Source organism: Bifidobacterium reuteri DSM 23975, from assembly GCF_000741695.1.
Classification (GTDB): domain Bacteria; phylum Actinomycetota; class Actinomycetes; order Actinomycetales; family Bifidobacteriaceae; genus Bifidobacterium; species Bifidobacterium reuteri.
In genome coordinates this window covers 110,936-126,095 of the sequence record NZ_JGZK01000013.1, presented here as the reverse complement: position 1 = coordinate 126,095, position 15,160 = coordinate 110,936, and the positions used below count along the sequence as shown (strand labels likewise).

Sequence of the window (15,160 nt, the reverse complement as noted above, 5' to 3'; positions counted from 1 at the left end):
CCCGCACCTCGAGCACGGGTTCGGGGCGCATGGGCCCGTCGACGATGCGGACGTTCTCGACGACCATGCCTTTGACGTTGAGGAGCTGTTTGAATATGCTGTTCATCAGGCGCTTTTCGGTTGTGTTTTTCTTGGTCGATGAACATCCTAACCAAAAAGCGCTCTTCTCTTACCGGTTCAACGCCTCACCGGCAAACAACCACCCACGAAAACAGCAATAGCGCCATAAATTATTGGAAAAGTATATCGCAGGAGAACCAATCAGCCGGGAAAAACTTGTGCGGGAGGAACAGCGGCGGGTTCAAGACGCCTCCCTGTTCCCGGTCTATTATGGCAGCGCCAAAAAGGGCCTTGGCATTCAACCGTTGATGGATGCGGTGACAGGGCTGTTCCAACCGATTGGGGAACAGGGGAGCGCCGCCCTATGCGGCAGCGTTTTCAAGGTGGAGTATACAGATTGCGGCCAGCGGCGTGTCTATCTACGGCTATACAGCGGAACGCTGCGCCTGCGGGATACGGTGGCCCTGGCCGGGAGAGAAAAGCTGAAAATCACAGAGATGCGTATTCCATCCAAAGGGGAAATTGTTCGGACAGACACCGCTTATCCGGGTGAAATTGTTATCCTTCCCAGCGACAGCGTGAGGTTAAACGATGTATTAGGGGACCCAACCCGGCTCCCTCGTAAAAGGTGGCGTGAGGACCCCCTCCCCATGCTGCGGACGTCGATTGCGCCGAAAACGGCAGCGCAAAGAGAACGGCTGCTGGACGCTCTTACGCAACTTGCGGATACTGACCCGCTTTTGCGCTGCGAGGTGGATTCCATCACCCATGAGATCATTCTTTCTTTTTTGGGCCGGGTGCAGTTGGAGGTTGTTTCCGCTTTGCTGTCGGAAAAATACAAGCTTGAAACAGTGGTAAAGGAACCCACCGTCATTTATATGGAGCGGCCGCTCAAAGCAGCCAGCCACACCATCCATATCGAGGTGCCGCCCAACCCGTTTTGGGCATCCATCGGACTGTCTGTTACACCACTCCCGCTTGGCTCCGGTGTACAATACGAGAGCCGGGTTTCGCTGGGATACTTGAACCAGAGTTTTCAAAACGCTGTCAGGGATGGTATCCGTTACGGGCTGGAGCAGGGCTTGTTCGGCTGGAACGTAACGGACTGTAAGATTTGCTTTGAATACGGGCTTTATTACAGTCCGGTCAGCACGCCGGCGGACTTCCGCTCATTGGCCCCGATTGTATTGGAACAGGCATTGAAGGAATCAGGGACGCAACTGCTGGAACCTTATCTCTCCTTCACCCTCTATGCGCCCCAGGAATACCTTTCCAGGCTTATCATGATGCACCGAAATACTGTGCCACCATCGAAACGGCCCAGGTAAAAAAGGATGAAGTTGTCTTTACTGGCGAGATTCCCGCCCGCTGTATACAGGCATACCGTACTGATCTGGCCTTTTACACCAACGGGCGGAGCGTATGCCTTACAGAGCTGAAAGGATATCAGGCCGCTGTCGGTCAGCCGGTCATCCAGCCCCGCCGTCCAAACAGCCGCCTGGACAAGGTGCGCCATATGTTTCAGAAGGTAATGTAAAGATACATAATCGTCAAGACGGCAACAATCAGAAGTTATGGAGGGTAACAATGGAATATAGTAAGGAAGATTTGGGGCTGCGGACATTTTCTTGGAGATAATCACGCAGCCATTCCTTGGCTTTGACGGTATTGTACCGGGCTCATCCAACCAAGCGACTGTTTGATGCGCTCGTGGTTGTACCAGCGTATGTACTCATCGACCAAGGCGAGCACCTCGTTGCGGGTGTGTTCCTCCCACTTCTCGGGGTAGACCGCCTCGGTCTTCATCCTGCCGAAGAATCCCTCCGCGGCCGCGTTGTCCGGCGAACAGCCCTTCGCGCTCATGGAGCGCGTCAGCCCGAAGCGTTCCATGAGCCCGAGCCATCCGGGCCACCGGTAATGGCATCCACGGTCGGAATGCACCAGGGGACGCGCGTTCCCCGGCAGCGTCGAGGCCGCTTTCTCCAGCATCCGGTTGGCCAGCTCCGCGTTGGGGCTGAAGCCGGCGGTGTATGCGACGATCTTGCCATCGAAGCAGTCGATCATCGGCGAGAGGTACACCTTCCCGTCCCTGGCCTTGATCTCGGTGATGTCCGTCAGCCACTTCTCGTTCGGACGCTCGGCCGTGAAGTCCCGGTCGACGAGATTGGCGGGAGCCGGCGTCGTCTCGCCCTCGTAGGAACTATACCTGCGTCGCTTGGGCACGTGCGCCACGAGCCCTTCCTCCGCCATGATCCTGCGGACCGACTTCTCCGATACGCCGGTCTTGAGCACCGCCTTGATCCTGCGGTACCCGTACCTGCCCTTGGAATCGGCGAACGCCCCGGCCACCTCTGCCCTGAGTCCGGCGTACTTGTCAACGCCGAGCCGGGCGTGGTGGTAGTGGTAGCTGCTGGGCGCGATGGCGAGCAAGCATGTCATCGAGCTGAGCGAATACGCCGGCCTCAACCGGTCGATCAACAGGGTCTTCTCCCTGTTCGACAGGCGCCGCAGGTCGGCGCCGGGGTCTTTTTTTACGACCTCCACCACCTCCCGCATCAACGCGTTCTCCAGCTCCAGTTCCTCGACCCTGCGGCGCAAAGCCTCCGCGTCATCATCATCGGCTGCGGACGGCCGGCGGCGGGAGTCCGCGGGCTTATTGCCCTGCGCGGAGTTCCTGTTTTTGGGCTGCAACGCGGCCATGCCGCCCTTGCGGTACGCCCTGACCCAGCCATGCACCGCGCCGACGCTCACGCCGAGCTGTTTGGCGGCCTGCTTCTGCTGCATGCCGCCCAGCACCAGCTCGACTGCCCTTCGCCTGGTCTCCAGTGGGATGATGGGTTTGGCCATATGGCCAGCATACCGGGAATCCATCGCCAGCCAACGCTCCAGACACTGCCTGGTCGGATAACCCAGATGCTCCACCACCTGGGCCGTCGTCATCGGCGTGGTGAAATACAACTCCACCGCACGCTCTCGTTCCTCAAGACTGAACATACGAAAATCCTTCCGTTCGGTCTCCAAGAAAACGTCCGCAGCCCCGAAGGACGCATTTTTGCGTAGATTCAAACTCGGAATATCGGAAATTACTTGCCGATGAATTCGTCGGTGGCAAGGTCCTTGGCCTGCGGGGCCTCATGAATTATCTTGTCATGACTGTCGGTGTATGCGTCTTCTTCAGCCAGGAAGTCGAAGTATTCCTGAGCGCCCTTGAAGTCGTTGGTGCCGAGCACGAAAGAGCCGTCCTTGATCTTGGCCGGATCGCCCCAGTACTGGCCGTCGACGATAACCTGCATGCTCTTCTTGACGAATTCGGGCTTGAGGTTGGCGTCAGGGGCTTCGTCCACGAGAATCTGCGCGGCGTCATCCGGGTTGGCGTACGCGTACTCGTAACCCTTTTGAGTGGCCTGAGTGAACATCTTGACCAGGTCGGGATTGTTCTTGATGGTCTTGTCATTGGTGATGATGCCGATGGTGTCGGCGTTGCCGGGCACGCCATAGTCAGGCTCGGTGAAGCAGTTGAGCTTCGGGCCGTACATGTCGGCTTGCACGCCTTCCCACGTGGCGTAGAAGCCGCCGAAATCGGCCTTGCCGGATTCCATGGTCTGGAAGGTGGAGGTGCCGACGGTCACCTTGTCGAATTCGCCCTTGCCGCCATCGGTTTGGATCATGCGGCGCACCACGGCATCGGACTCGTTGGAGCCGAAGGTGGCGAAGGTCTTGCCATCCAAATCCTTAGGGGACTTGATGGCGGTGTTGGACGCCAGTGCGCACCAAATGGCGCTCGGCTTCTGCTGCACCTGCAGCACCTGCTTGATGTGAGCGCCCTTCAGCGTGTAGACGCCCACGTTGGTCAGGTTGGACAGGGCGAAGTCGGCCACACCGTTGTTCACGGCCTGTTCGGCACCGGCCTGGGCCACGGCCACGATATCCACGTCAAGGCCGGCGTCCTTGAAGTAGCCCTTGTTCTTGGCCACGTACACGCCGATGTGGTTGGTATCGGGTGCCCAGGAAAGCATGAAAGTGACCTTCTTGAGGTCGGAGGTGTTGGAGTTGGAGGAGTCGGCGGTGTTGGTCTGGCCACATGCGGCGAAACCGAAAGTCATGGCAAGGGCGCCCACGAGGGCAGCGGCCTTGGATACAAGGCTTTTCTTCATAATGATGGTTCCCTAATTCGTTGTCTCTCTATCGTTCTCTGGGATTGCTTCGAACGGAAGTCGGCAGAAAACGATATGGAGGGCCTTGATTTCCGTTCGACCAGCGCCCCCGACATTCCCTATGAAAGCTCGGGAAAGCCGGTTTGCCACACGCTGGTAAAGCTGTTCCATTATAGAGACAGGGTTGGAGACCTCATGAGAAGCCGCTTCGTTCAGTCGGTCCTGGCCGCCGGCTCGTGCCTTTGACGGTAAAAAAAGAACTACTGGTCCGCGTCGGGGTCTTCGTCGTCGCCGGGCGGGCCGAGCAGGATGCGCTCGCTGGCGTTTACCGCCAGCATCAGTACGCATGTCATCAGGATAATGACGATGGTGGCGGAGAAGATCAGCGGCGTGCGGAATGAATTGTAGGCAGCCTGCAGCCAGATGCCAAGGCCCTTGCGTGCGCCAAGGTATTCAGCGGTGGATGCCGTGGCGAAGATGTATGCGGCAGATACTCGGATACCGCCATAGATCTGACGTGCGGCAACGCGCAGCTTCACGTGCCAGAGCGTCCAGACCGGGGTCGCGCCGCAGGTCAATGCGACGTCGGAATAGAACTGGGGCACTGCTTCTAGTCCGCGCACAGTCTGCACGGCGATGGGGAAGAGGCCGAATACCGCCACGATTACGATTTTGCCGGAAATCTCAAAACCGAACCAAATCAGGAACAACGGGGCGATGGAAATCAGCGGCATGGTTTGTGCGGCGGCAAGCAGCGGATAGAACGCCGCGTTGAACGTGTGCGAGCAGTACAGTGCAATGCCGATCATAATGCCGAAGAACACGGCAAACAGGAATCCAACCACGCCCTCATAGCCGGTGATTGCCGCGGCCGGGCCGAGCGTGTTCCATGTTTCGATGGTGGCGGCGAAAATCTCGCTTGGCGCGGAGATCATCGTGGGGGAGACATGTCCTAGATCCACCCACGTTTCCCAGACTGCCAGCAATACGATGACGGCGATGACGGTGGGCATGCGGCGCTTGAGGCGCTTGGCGATGGACATGGGATGTCACCTTGCTTTCCGCGCCAGTCCGGTTTGCTGGTGGCGCTTGCGGCCGGGGCGTGGAACAGTAAGGTGAGGAGCCTGCGCGCCTGCCGGTCGTGTGATGGATTGTGTTATATGCCGTCCATCAGTATAGGCGAAGGCGAACGACAGGGCGCACAAAAAAACCTCCCTCTGACGAGGGAGGTGAAAGAGCTACTCCAGTCCGATGGACTTCATGTGGTGGAGCTTCAGGGAATCCACCTTGAGACTACCGGACTCGGCGACGAGCTTGATGGCGCGCGGGCCTTCGGAGGCGTAGGAGTAGGAGCTCAGCACTTGGTGGCCACCGTTGACGTAGACCTCCACGGAGCCGCGATCCACGAACACGCGCAGGTCCAGAGTGCCGGAGGCCAGTTCCGCCTGGGTGAGTGGTGCTGTGCGGTATCCGCGGTCGCCGTTGGACATGGTCTGACGGTCCACCACCACACGTCCGATCTGGTCGTCATAGGCCACATACGTGTATGCGCCATTCTCAGTGGCGTGGATCTTGAGCCCAGCGCGCTCGGCGGTGGAATGCGCCAGGTCGATGGTCATCTCGATCTCCACAGCCTCGGCGTCGTCGGCGATGACCTGCTCGCCGTCCATATCAAGCGTGATGGAACCATGGTCGAACGTGTCCGTGCGCAGGCCTTCCATCTCGGCCACCGGGGCGGTGACCACGTCGCCGTCCTCGCCGAGGGTGATCTCACGCGGCAGCGTGAGCTGGCCGCACCAGCCATCCTGCTGCATCGGAATAGGCTCGACGAACGGGCTCATCCATCCGTAGACGATCTGGCGACCCTGCCCGCCGTGTTCCGGGCCGTCCACGTGGAAGGACTGCGGGGCATAGTAGTTGTGGCCGCAATCCCACAGACGGAATTCGGTTTCCGGCTTGAATTCGCCACCCGGCTCCCAGGTGCCGATCATGTAGCCGGCGTTGTTGACGTTGCGGTTCATGAAGCCGTTCGGCTTAGAACCCATGGCGGAGAAGCCGATGACCCACTTCTCGTTGCCTTCCTTGTCCCGGATCGGGAAGAAGTCAGGGCATTCGAGCATGAAGACGTTCGGATCGGGGTGCTCGAACAATACGCGCTCGTAGGTCCAGTGATCCATATCCTTGGAGGAGAACAGCCACATCTGGCCGCGCTTATCCGCGGAGGAGACACCGAAGGTCATATACCAGGTGTCGCCGGTCTTCCACACCTTCGGATCACGGTAATGGTGGTCCACCTTGTCGGTCGGGCAGTCGATGATCATGCCCTGCTTGGTCACATGGGTCAGGCTGTCGTCATCCGGGGTGGCGAGCATCTGCACCTGCCAGTCGCCACCGGTGTTGTCGTGCCCGTTGGCCCAGCGGTGTCCGGTGTAGTAGAAGCGCAGTTTGCCGTCATCTCCGATGACCGCGGAGCCGGAGAACACGCCGTCCTTCTCCTGTTCGAGGGAAGGAGCGAAGGCGATGGGCTCACGGCGCCATGTAACCATGTCCTCGCTGGACACATGGCCCCAATGGCACAGGCCCCACTGGGTGCCGTAGGGATGCAGCTGGTAGAACACATGCCAGCGGCCCTTGTAGTAGCACAGGCCGTTGGGGTCGTTGATCCATCCGCCGTCGGAGGCGATATGGAACTTCGGGTACCAGCGGTCGTTGCGGTGGGCGGCGAGTTCGGCGACTCCTGCGGCCGCCTTGGCGAGCGCCTCGTCGTGGTCGCAGATGGGGGTGTATACGGGCTTGTCCGGAATGAAGTCGGTCATGATGATTCCTTGGTGCTTTGGATGATTGTCATCGCTGATGGAGGTAGGTGCTCAGGCCTTGGCGGCTTCCATGGCCTTGAGTTGGCTGTCGGTGTAGAACGGGTCGCCGCCGACCTCCTGGTCGTCGCGCTTGATCACGAAGAAGCCGTAGACCAAGGCGCACAGCACGATGCCGGAGATGACCCAGAAGGTCACGCGCGAACCCATGTCGTTGTCCGGAAGGATTCCGGTCATGTAGTCATGGAAGGCGCCCAGCGGGGTGGAGAAGATGATCTGTCCCACTTGGGAGGCGATCTGGAATCCGACCATGTACAGCGTGGCGGAGAGCTTGGTGTCGAAGTGCAGCGTGAAGTAGCGGAACGCCGGCAGGCAGAACAGCGGCACTTCGATGGAGTGGAACAGTTTGACGATGGAGACGGTGACCGGGTCGTGGAACACGCCGCACAGGCCGATGCGCAGGAACATCACCGTGGCGCCGAGCAGCAGCGCGTTGCGTACGCCGATCTTGCGCATGATGATCGGTACGACGCCCATCATCGCGGACTCGAGGAACACTTGGAATCCATTCAGCGTGCCGTAGGTGGCGTTGCCGATGGCTTCGGTGGGGAACAGGCCGGCGTAGTAGACCGGGAACCACTGCTGGTCGAACACGGTGTAGAAGGTGTTGGTCAGGAGCATGAAGACGATCAGCACCCACAGGGTCGGCATCTTCAGGACGCCGACCATCTCCTTGAAGGAGGGGCTGGACTTCTCGGCGGTCGGGTCTGCGGCCTTCTTAAGCTCTCCCTTCTGCTCGGAAGGCACCCAGCACAGGTAGATGAGCAGCATGCCGACGCCGCAGGCGGTGCCGATCCAGAAGTTGATCATCGGATTGATGTTGAACAGGAAGCCGGCGCACAGCGCCACGATGGCGTAGCCGAACGAGCCCCAGGCGCGGGACTGGCCGTATTCGAAGTTGAACTTGCGTGAGTAGCGTTCGGTGATCGCCTCGAACAGGGAGCAGGCCGCCATGAATCCTGCGGACAGGACGACGGAGCCGAGTAGGGCGCCGAACCAGCGGGTGGTGCCGCCGGCATCAATCATCGGCGCATAGACGAACTGGACGAAGGGGCCCACGCACGCGGAGATCACGGAGACCGCGATGACGAGCTGTCGCTTGATGCCGAGCTGGTCCTGGATGATGCCGTAGGCGAACATGATGATCATGGTCGCGGCGGAGTTGATGGAGTAGATGGTGCCGACCTCGGTGCCGCTCAGGCCCAGTGATTCGAGCCAGATGCGGAAGAAGGACCACCAGATTCCCCATGAGCAGAAGAACATGAAGATGCCGAGGGAGCTTTGCAGGTAGGAGGGATTCCTCCATGGGGTTTTGGACACGCTTGCCATAATCATCCTTTGATTACTGCCGGATTTGCTGCTTTGTCGTTGGGTTGTTGTGACACTTCGGCTCGAGCGGCTGTGCCGTTGCGGAAGTTATTGTGTGTGATATTCATTATGAGACGTCAATCGATTTACGTCAAACGATTGACGAAACTCGGCGTGTCGAACATATGGCCCTTTGGATGCGTGATTTCTCGGGTGAATCGTCAAGAAGTCACGCTGTGAGGATTCTGTTGATAGGACGAGGCCGCTGAGGGCTTGATACGAGGCATGTCCGATTGGGATGCGTTGCGAAGCTATTGCCGCACCGAATGCTTCTCCACCAGTGTGCAGTGGATTTTTGCGGGCGTCGGCGAATCGAGCCGCGGCATGGGCGCGGTCGTTCTCGGCCAATCGATGTTGTCGAGCGGCCGGTCTTCGAGCATTGAGACCAGCTTGGTCACGGCCCAGTAGCCCATCTCGAAATGAGGCAGTTCCACGGTGGTGAGCGTGGGAGCAAGCGTCTCTGCGAAGACGCGGTGGTTGTCCACGCCAACCACCGAAATATCCCGGCCGACAGTCAGCCCGCGTCGGGCGGCGCATTCGTAGACATACCATGCACGTGCGTCGTTGAAGCAGAAGAACCCATCTGGCCGCTCCATGTTGAACAGCCGGTCCACGGCAGCCAGTGCCGGGTCGTTGTTCAGCACGTCGATAGTCAGTCGCCTGTCGAATTTCCGTCCATCATCCCCCAGCGCGGCCTGATAGCCGCGTAGCCGCTCGGCCTGAGCGATCAGCGGTTCGGAACAACCCACGTAGGCTATCCGTTCGCATCCCGCGTCAATGAGGCGTTTGGTGGCGTCGTAGCCGATGCGGAACTCGTCCGACTCCACGCTGGGTATCTTGCCATCCGCGTCGGTGGCGTCCACCAGAACCAGCGGCATCCCGGTGAGCGCGGACGGCGCGTGTGTGATGCGGTTGGACATCTTGGCGTACAGGAAACCATCGGCACCATAGCGTTTCAGCGCTGCGATCTCTGCGGTTTCGCTCTCCTCGCCATCCGTACTGACCACGATGAGCATGTATCCGAACCGTCGTGCAGCCCGTTGCGCTCCGAGAATGATACCGCCTGCATACGGTGTGGTGGCTACGTCTTCGCTGATGAAACCAAGCATATGCGTGCGTCCGGTGCGCAACGAGCTGGCCAGCGGGTTCGACTTGTATCCGAGCTGTGCCGCGATATCGCGTACATGCCGCGCCACTGCGCCGCGGACGCGCCCCTCGTCGCGGTTGTTGAGCACCAGCGACACTGTGGAGACGGAGACGCCGGCCTGATGCGCGATTTCCTTCATCGTAACCATAACGTCAAACGATACACCTTCATGCGCACGGTCTAACGCGGGTGTGGTACAGGCAATCGGTTCAATCCCTTGGCGGACGCTGCCTGACGCCCAGTATAGACTCGTCGCAGCTTCACTTCGGCGCCTTGCTCGCCATTGAGATGAACAGCCGTTCGCCATATTCATAGGTTTCATTGGAGATGCGGCGTGCGACGGGTGCCGTGCTCCGCATGGAGGGTTTGGGTTAGGCCGTTCGCGTCATACCGAGGCGAATGCGCTACCGCCGGCGCACCTTTGCAATGATCCACCGCACGGCCCACACCACGGCGAAACCGAGGAACGAGGCCGCCGCGAACACCACGGTGAAATGCCACACCTGATCCATCTGCGACCAGTTGAAATACATGTCGCCCAGTGTGGTGCAGACCGACCCGACATAGCAGGTGTCGTCCAACGGCCTGATCAGAGCCACGAGTATCGGCACCGACACCAGCGAGCAGACGAGCGGGAACAACAACGCACTCCACGGGCGGCTCAGCGCGGCATCCCGCGAGGCGTATGCGCCGCACGCTATCAGGAGCACTGGCGGAATCACGAAATTGATCAGCAGGGCGGCACCCAGCACGGCTTCGCTTCCCACAATGATCAGAGTCAGCAGCAGTCCGTACGACAGTGCCACGGCAAGCCAGCAGCCGAATCGGATGGCATCCTTGCGAATCCAGCGCAGCATCCGGGCGCTGAGCGAGCCTGGTTCGGGGTTCACGAACAGCGCGCGCAGGCCGTATCGACCGATTGCGTAACAGATGAATGCCACCGCCGCATAGGAGACCAGCAGCACGCCCACGCCGTACAGCGTCTGCCCGATGAGACGCAACCCATCGGTGCGCATGAGCCCGACCCATTCCGGCCACGTCGGATATCGATAGCCGGGTTGCAGCCGCAGATTCGCCCATCCGAACCCCAACGGGCCGAGCAGCGCGCTCGCCAACGGGAACGACAGACTGCCGGTGCGGATGCTGCCGAGAATCACATTGGCCAGTCCCAGCGCCAACGGCCAGTGCAGCAGCATGCTGCCCAGCCAGACGAAATGGTCAGGCGAGGTCATCCAGTTGGCGTTTCCGTCGTAGTCGAGGATGAACACGCCTGATCCCATGATCAGCAGTGCCAGCAGCACAGCCAAGGAGACCATGCCTATCCAATGCGCACGGTTCCAGGTGAACCGTCGTTGCGATGTCGTGTTCATCTCAGGTTCCTTTCACGACGTTGTGCGGATTATCGGGATGATTCCATAATAGATTTGCTGAAAATCGTGGGATGATGGTTGTCATAGCGGCTATGACAACGCGAGGACGGAGCGGTTTCGCGCGGGCATCATAGATGGGACCGAGGAAGGGGATGACGGCATGGGGAACGGCATGGGAATCGTCGCCGATACGGGGGAGGAGAAGGCATCGGCACCCATCCGCATCGGGCTCGTGGACAATGACCCGTACGCGGTGAAGGTCCTGCAGACGATGATCGAACGCATGGCCTCCGACTTCCGAGTGGTCTGGACCTGTGATCTGGGCGCCGTGGCAATCAGCCGCTGTCTGAATCCGGCGAAACGGCCGGACGTGCTTGTCACCGACATGTCGATGGGCGATGTGTCCGGCACCGAGGTATGTCGGGCCATCCGCGCCAAAACACCGGAGGTCGGCCTGGTCGGTGTCACCTCGTACTCGCTTGCTTCGTTCCGTGACGAGGCCGTGCGTTGCGGGGCGCAGGCGCTGGTGGCCAAGACCGACCTTTCCGGCATCGCGCGTGGCATCCGTTGCGCGGCGCGGGGCATGCCGATGGATGGGGATGCAGAAGGGAACGGAGTCGGGCGCGGGGGAGCCGGATTCATGGACGCCATCAGTGCCCATATGCTGTTGGAGGATGCGGCTACGCCGTCCGCGGGGCGCTGTCCGCCAAGGAACGGGAGACCCTGCGCCTGTACGCAGAGGGGCTCACCACCAGGGAGATTGCGGTGCGCCTCGGCGTGAGCGCCGCGACCGTGGCCACTTTCGAACGCAGGGCGTGCGCCAAACTTGGCGCACGAAGCCGTGCGCACGCCATTTCCATATGTGTCAGACGGCACGAAATCTAGTGTCCTGCGTCTGGTCTGCGAAGGAGGAGCGGACAATGATTCGTGGATTATGGCGTCGCATCGCCGAAGCCGACGCGCGCGTGGGCAACGCGTGGCTGCTGACCGCCACGCTGCTCGTCGCCTTGGTCTGCGCGGTCGAAACGATGCGCTCGATCATGATCGACGGTTTGCCGGCAGCAGCGGGAGCACCGGCGTTCCTGCTTGTCGCGGCGACGGTGCTGATGTCCTTCCGCCCGGTCGAGGGCTGCCTGCTGACGACGATGCTGGTCGTGGTGATGACGTTCGGGGCATTGTGGGTACCGTCCGGCGCGCTGCTTGCGGTGATGCTGGCGATCGGCATTGCGGGATATGTCTTCGTATGGTTCGGTGCTCTCATATTGGCCGTGACCGTGATGGGCTGGGTGATCGGGCCGATCGGGGATGTGGCCGCTTCCGGACATTTTGGTGCCATCGCGCAGACCGTCGGTACGGTTCAGGCAGGGGCTGGTCGGCAGGTGATTCTCGGCGTCGTCACCATCGACGGGCCCATGCCGGTGATCGTGCTCGCCGTCGGCTGCCTGCTGGCCGGCGTGGCCGCGCGTTGGAACCATGAACGCGGCATGGCCCAAGCCGAATTGGAGCATCGCCGGCGTCGCGAGCGCGCGGCCCGGGACATCCACGACTACGTATCCAACGATCTGGCGTATCTGATTCTGCGGCTCGACAAGGATATTGCGGATGATTATAGCCCGTCCGTCGAGGAGCTGCAGGAATTGCGCAAGGTGGCCGTCGGCGCGTTGAATCGGACCCATCAGGTCATTGACGTGATGGAGGGGCGTGGGGATCCCGGCGGCGTAATCGGCGATGGTGGTGCATTTGACGGTGACGTTGACGACGAAGCTGGCGACGGTGCCATCGCCACCAATACGTCCGGCCCAAGGAGCCGGAGGATCGGCGTCGGCAATGTCACTTCCGGGGACCGGCTGGACCGGGGGCGAGCACGACGGAATAAGGATGGCGTTCCATCGGGCGTTTCCAGGTCGGTGCTCGACCCGTCCAGAGGAATGTCGGGACGGGTCGAGCAAATGGAGCAAATGGAGCAAACGGTCGTGCGGCGGGTGAGCAGCATTGCACGGAACGGCGACCGCCGGCTTGCGGAACTGGGATTCGACGGACGGACCATCATATCCACGGCCGATGTCGGACCGGTGACCGATATTAATGAGATCGATGCCGACAGCGGCGTCGCTGACGATTACGCCGATTACGCCGATTACGGCGGACTGCTTTCGGGATTATTGGAGGAAGTGTACGGCAACATCGCCAAACACGCCGATCCGGCGGGCGGATACGTGGTGACGGTCCGATTCGGTTCGGACGCCGTCCATGTCGCGTGTACTGACAGGCCGCGCGTACAGGAACCGGAGGAGCGTACCGATATCGCCACGGGCGGCACCGGGCTGGCCCGGTACGGAACGTTGCTGGAAGAGCGAAAAGGCGTCCTGCGCATTACTGCACAGGACGCCGAATGGACGCTATCCGTGGTGGTGCCGTATTAGTTCTCAGCCAACCGACTTTTGGGCGGTCTCCACGCCGAAGAATCCGACGATGAGCATCGAGGCGATGGCGATCACGCTGATGGAAACGAAAATGGATGTGGCGCCGAGGGTGACGAGCATCCAGCCGACCACCATAGGCATCAATACGTTGAGCAGCTTGGCGATGGCGTTGGCCACGCCCACGCAGCGGAAACGCACCTTGGTGGCGAACAGTTCAGGAGCATACACGGCCACCACGGAAGCCATGAGCACGTACAGGCACATCATGAGCAAGAAGCCCACGATGATCGCGCCCGTGGTGGAGGACTGGAAAGCGTAGAGCATACCGAACACGCCCGTGAACAGGAAGGCCGGCACGATTGTGCGCTTGCGGCCGATGCGGTCAATCAAGAGCGAGCCGATGAGGCAGCCTACCGGGGCGCCGAGCATCATCAGCGTGGACGTGGTCAGCGAGGAGGAAAGGTTGATGCCGCGCTTGACCAGAATCGTCGGCACCCAGGAGGTGAAGGCGTAGGAGCACACGTTGGTGGCGCTCACTGCCACGATGGCCACGAGCAGGCAGATGCCCAGCGAACGGCCGCCCGCGTTGCGTGTGGAGTCGGTGTTGGTCTTCGCGGCAGCAGCCTCCGGCTCCGAGCCGTTTGCCTCAAGCTGCTTGACGATGGCATCCGCCTCGTCATAGCGGCCATGCACGGCCAGCCAGCGCGGGGATTCGGGGATGTCGCGACGCAGCCACCAGATCACGGCAGCCACTACGCCGATGCCGACGAACAGCGGACGCCAGCTCCAGCGGGGGATGATGAAGGCACACAGCAGCATGGCGATCGGCACGCCGCAGTTGGCCACGAGCGAGACGATCGCACACCAATGGCCACGGCGGTTCATCGGCGCGAACTCATTGACCATGGCGAAGCCGGTCACGATCTCGGCGCCGAGGCCAAGGCCTGCGCCAAGGCGGCACAGCGAAAGGATGGCCATGTTCGGGGCGAACGCGCCCAGGAATGTGAAGCCGCCGAAGAGCAGCAGGTTGATCTGGTAGGCCACGCGACGACCCTTCAGGTCGCCGACGAAACCGGCGAGCAGCGAGCCGACCAGCAGGCCCAGGAAGCCTGCGGACATGAACGTGGAGTTCTGCGCCACGGTGGACCAGTGGGTGGACAGCGCACTGGAAGCCACGGCGCTGCCGATGTAGACGTCGATGCTGTCCATCAGCATTCCGGCCGCCACCAGTGCGACGATGCGATGGAACATCGGGGTTTCGTGGGCGCGATCCATGCGCGAGATGATTTCCTCTACCTTGGCCTGATCCACGGCACTGCGCCCCTGCGCAGTATCAGTCATCGTGGAATCGCCTGGAATCTGCTGTTCGGCAGCAGTCATGATGAATATCCTCTTCTGCATCCTGCCCGAATACGCCGTCATCAATTACAAACTGTGGCTATTGTCTGCGGCATGCAGACAATCGACGTCTTCGGGCGAACTCTTGATGCATGCCGTGCATGTTCCCCCTCCCATTGTGTGGGATGGACGACAGCCGTCGCTGCATCTTGAATCCATCGATGATGAGCGGTCGTTGTGAGACCACCCATGTGCGATAGGCAGTACTATAGGAGCGCCCGGCCGATTCTCCTCTGTGATGTCACAATGTGAACGACTACAGGGCCGAATGCTGACCGATGCGTCACCCAATAGCGTCCGGGATACTGCTTCAGGGCAAACAAAAACGGCGGCCCTTCATGAGCCGCCGCCAAGGGTGATGCTATGG

At 60.6% G+C, this 15,160-nt stretch carries 12 protein-coding genes and 1 pseudogene; 5 read left to right on the top strand and 8 right to left on the bottom strand.

What is annotated here, in order from left to right:
* Positions 1–227 precede the first annotated feature (227 nt).
* Positions 228–1,597: pseudogene (locus tag BREU_RS09245) on the top strand (tetracycline resistance ribosomal protection protein); the annotation flags it as partial.
* Positions 1,598–1,698: 101 nt separating this feature from the next.
* Here BREU_RS09245 and BREU_RS09240 read toward each other — a convergent pair.
* From BREU_RS09240 to BREU_RS09210, 7 genes are all read right to left on the bottom strand, one after another.
* On the bottom strand, positions 1,699–3,054 hold the full coding sequence (locus BREU_RS09240; protein WP_044095928.1) for an IS3 family transposase: 1,356 nt from the start codon (positions 3,052–3,054) through the stop codon (positions 1,699–1,701).
* A gap of 89 nt (positions 3,055–3,143) precedes the next feature.
* Positions 3,144–4,214 (bottom strand): ABC transporter substrate-binding protein, encoded by a 1,071-nt coding sequence (locus tag BREU_RS09235; RefSeq protein WP_044090351.1) that lies wholly within the window; start codon positions 4,212–4,214, stop codon positions 3,144–3,146.
* Positions 4,215–4,474: 260 nt separating this feature from the next.
* Entirely contained in the window at positions 4,475–5,257 is a 783-nt protein-coding gene (locus BREU_RS09230; RefSeq protein WP_007053301.1) for an ABC transporter permease, read from the bottom strand.
* Positions 5,258–5,452: 195 nt separating this feature from the next.
* Positions 5,453–7,030, bottom strand: coding sequence for a glycoside hydrolase family 32 protein (locus tag BREU_RS09225; protein WP_044090350.1), 1,578 nt, complete (start codon positions 7,028–7,030; stop codon positions 5,453–5,455).
* A 51-nt stretch (positions 7,031–7,081) separates the two neighbouring features.
* Entirely contained in the window at positions 7,082–8,422 is a 1,341-nt protein-coding gene (locus BREU_RS09220) for an MFS transporter (RefSeq protein ID WP_375138444.1), read from the bottom strand.
* 284 nt (positions 8,423–8,706) lie between these two features.
* Positions 8,707–9,750, bottom strand: a complete 1,044-nt coding sequence (locus tag BREU_RS09215; protein ID WP_044090348.1) for a LacI family DNA-binding transcriptional regulator — start codon at positions 9,748–9,750, stop codon at positions 8,707–8,709.
* 256 nt (positions 9,751–10,006) lie between these two features.
* Positions 10,007–10,972, bottom strand: coding sequence for a hypothetical protein (locus tag BREU_RS09210; RefSeq protein WP_044090347.1), 966 nt, complete (start codon positions 10,970–10,972; stop codon positions 10,007–10,009).
* Between the two features lie 160 nt (positions 10,973–11,132).
* Between BREU_RS09210 and BREU_RS09205 the strand changes: the two genes are divergently transcribed.
* Genes BREU_RS09205 through BREU_RS09200 form a run of 3 tightly spaced genes read left to right on the top strand, consistent with a single transcriptional unit; the run spans position 11,133 to position 13,395 of the window.
* Positions 11,133–11,753 (top strand): response regulator, encoded by a 621-nt coding sequence (locus BREU_RS09205; protein WP_238567050.1) that lies wholly within the window; start codon positions 11,133–11,135, stop codon positions 11,751–11,753.
* A complete protein-coding gene (locus BREU_RS12455; RefSeq protein WP_238567053.1) occupies positions 11,672–11,857 on the top strand; it encodes a response regulator transcription factor in 186 nt (61 codons plus the stop codon). The genes BREU_RS09205 and BREU_RS12455 overlap by 82 nt, the downstream gene beginning before the upstream one ends.
* A 35-nt stretch (positions 11,858–11,892) precedes the next feature.
* The gene (locus BREU_RS09200; RefSeq protein ID WP_052382106.1) at positions 11,893–13,395 is read left to right on the top strand and encodes a hypothetical protein; all 1,503 of its coding nucleotides are present in this window, start codon (positions 11,893–11,895) and stop codon (positions 13,393–13,395) included.
* A gap of 3 nt (positions 13,396–13,398) precedes the next feature.
* Here BREU_RS09200 and BREU_RS09195 read toward each other — a convergent pair whose 3' ends face one another.
* Complete coding sequence (locus BREU_RS09195) at positions 13,399–14,775, bottom strand: MFS transporter (protein WP_044090346.1); 1,377 nt, start codon at positions 14,773–14,775, stop codon at positions 13,399–13,401.
* Between BREU_RS09195 and BREU_RS09190 the strand changes: the two genes are divergently transcribed.
* Positions 14,774–14,974 (top strand): hypothetical protein, encoded by a 201-nt coding sequence (locus tag BREU_RS09190; RefSeq protein ID WP_044090345.1) that lies wholly within the window; start codon positions 14,774–14,776, stop codon positions 14,972–14,974. The two genes, BREU_RS09195 and BREU_RS09190, sit on opposite strands and share 2 nt — an antisense overlap.
* Positions 14,975–15,160 lie beyond the last annotated feature (186 nt).

Coding starts and splice junctions, on each gene's coding strand:
- BREU_RS09240 (WP_044095928.1), bottom strand. CDS start 3,054: ATGTTCAGTCTTGAGGAACGAGAGCGTGCGGTGGAGTTGTATTTCACC.
- BREU_RS09235 (WP_044090351.1), bottom strand. CDS start 4,214: ATGAAGAAAAGCCTTGTATCCAAGGCCGCTGCCCTCGTGGGCGCCCTT.
- BREU_RS09230 (WP_007053301.1), bottom strand. CDS start 5,257: ATGTCCATCGCCAAGCGCCTCAAGCGCCGCATGCCCACCGTCATCGCC.
- BREU_RS09225 (WP_044090350.1), bottom strand. CDS start 7,030: ATGACCGACTTCATTCCGGACAAGCCCGTATACACCCCCATCTGCGAC.
- BREU_RS09220 (WP_375138444.1), bottom strand. CDS start 8,422: ATGATTATGGCAAGCGTGTCCAAAACCCCATGGAGGAATCCCTCCTAC.
- BREU_RS09215 (WP_044090348.1), bottom strand. CDS start 9,750: ATGGTTACGATGAAGGAAATCGCGCATCAGGCCGGCGTCTCCGTCTCC.
- BREU_RS09210 (WP_044090347.1), bottom strand. CDS start 10,972: ATGAACACGACATCGCAACGACGGTTCACCTGGAACCGTGCGCATTGG.
- BREU_RS09205 (WP_238567050.1), top strand. CDS start 11,133: ATGGGGAACGGCATGGGAATCGTCGCCGATACGGGGGAGGAGAAGGCA.
- BREU_RS09200 (WP_052382106.1), top strand. CDS start 11,893: ATGATTCGTGGATTATGGCGTCGCATCGCCGAAGCCGACGCGCGCGTG.
- BREU_RS09190 (WP_044090345.1), top strand. CDS start 14,774: ATGATGAATATCCTCTTCTGCATCCTGCCCGAATACGCCGTCATCAAT.
- BREU_RS09195 (WP_044090346.1), bottom strand. CDS start 14,775: ATGACTGCTGCCGAACAGCAGATTCCAGGCGATTCCACGATGACTGAT.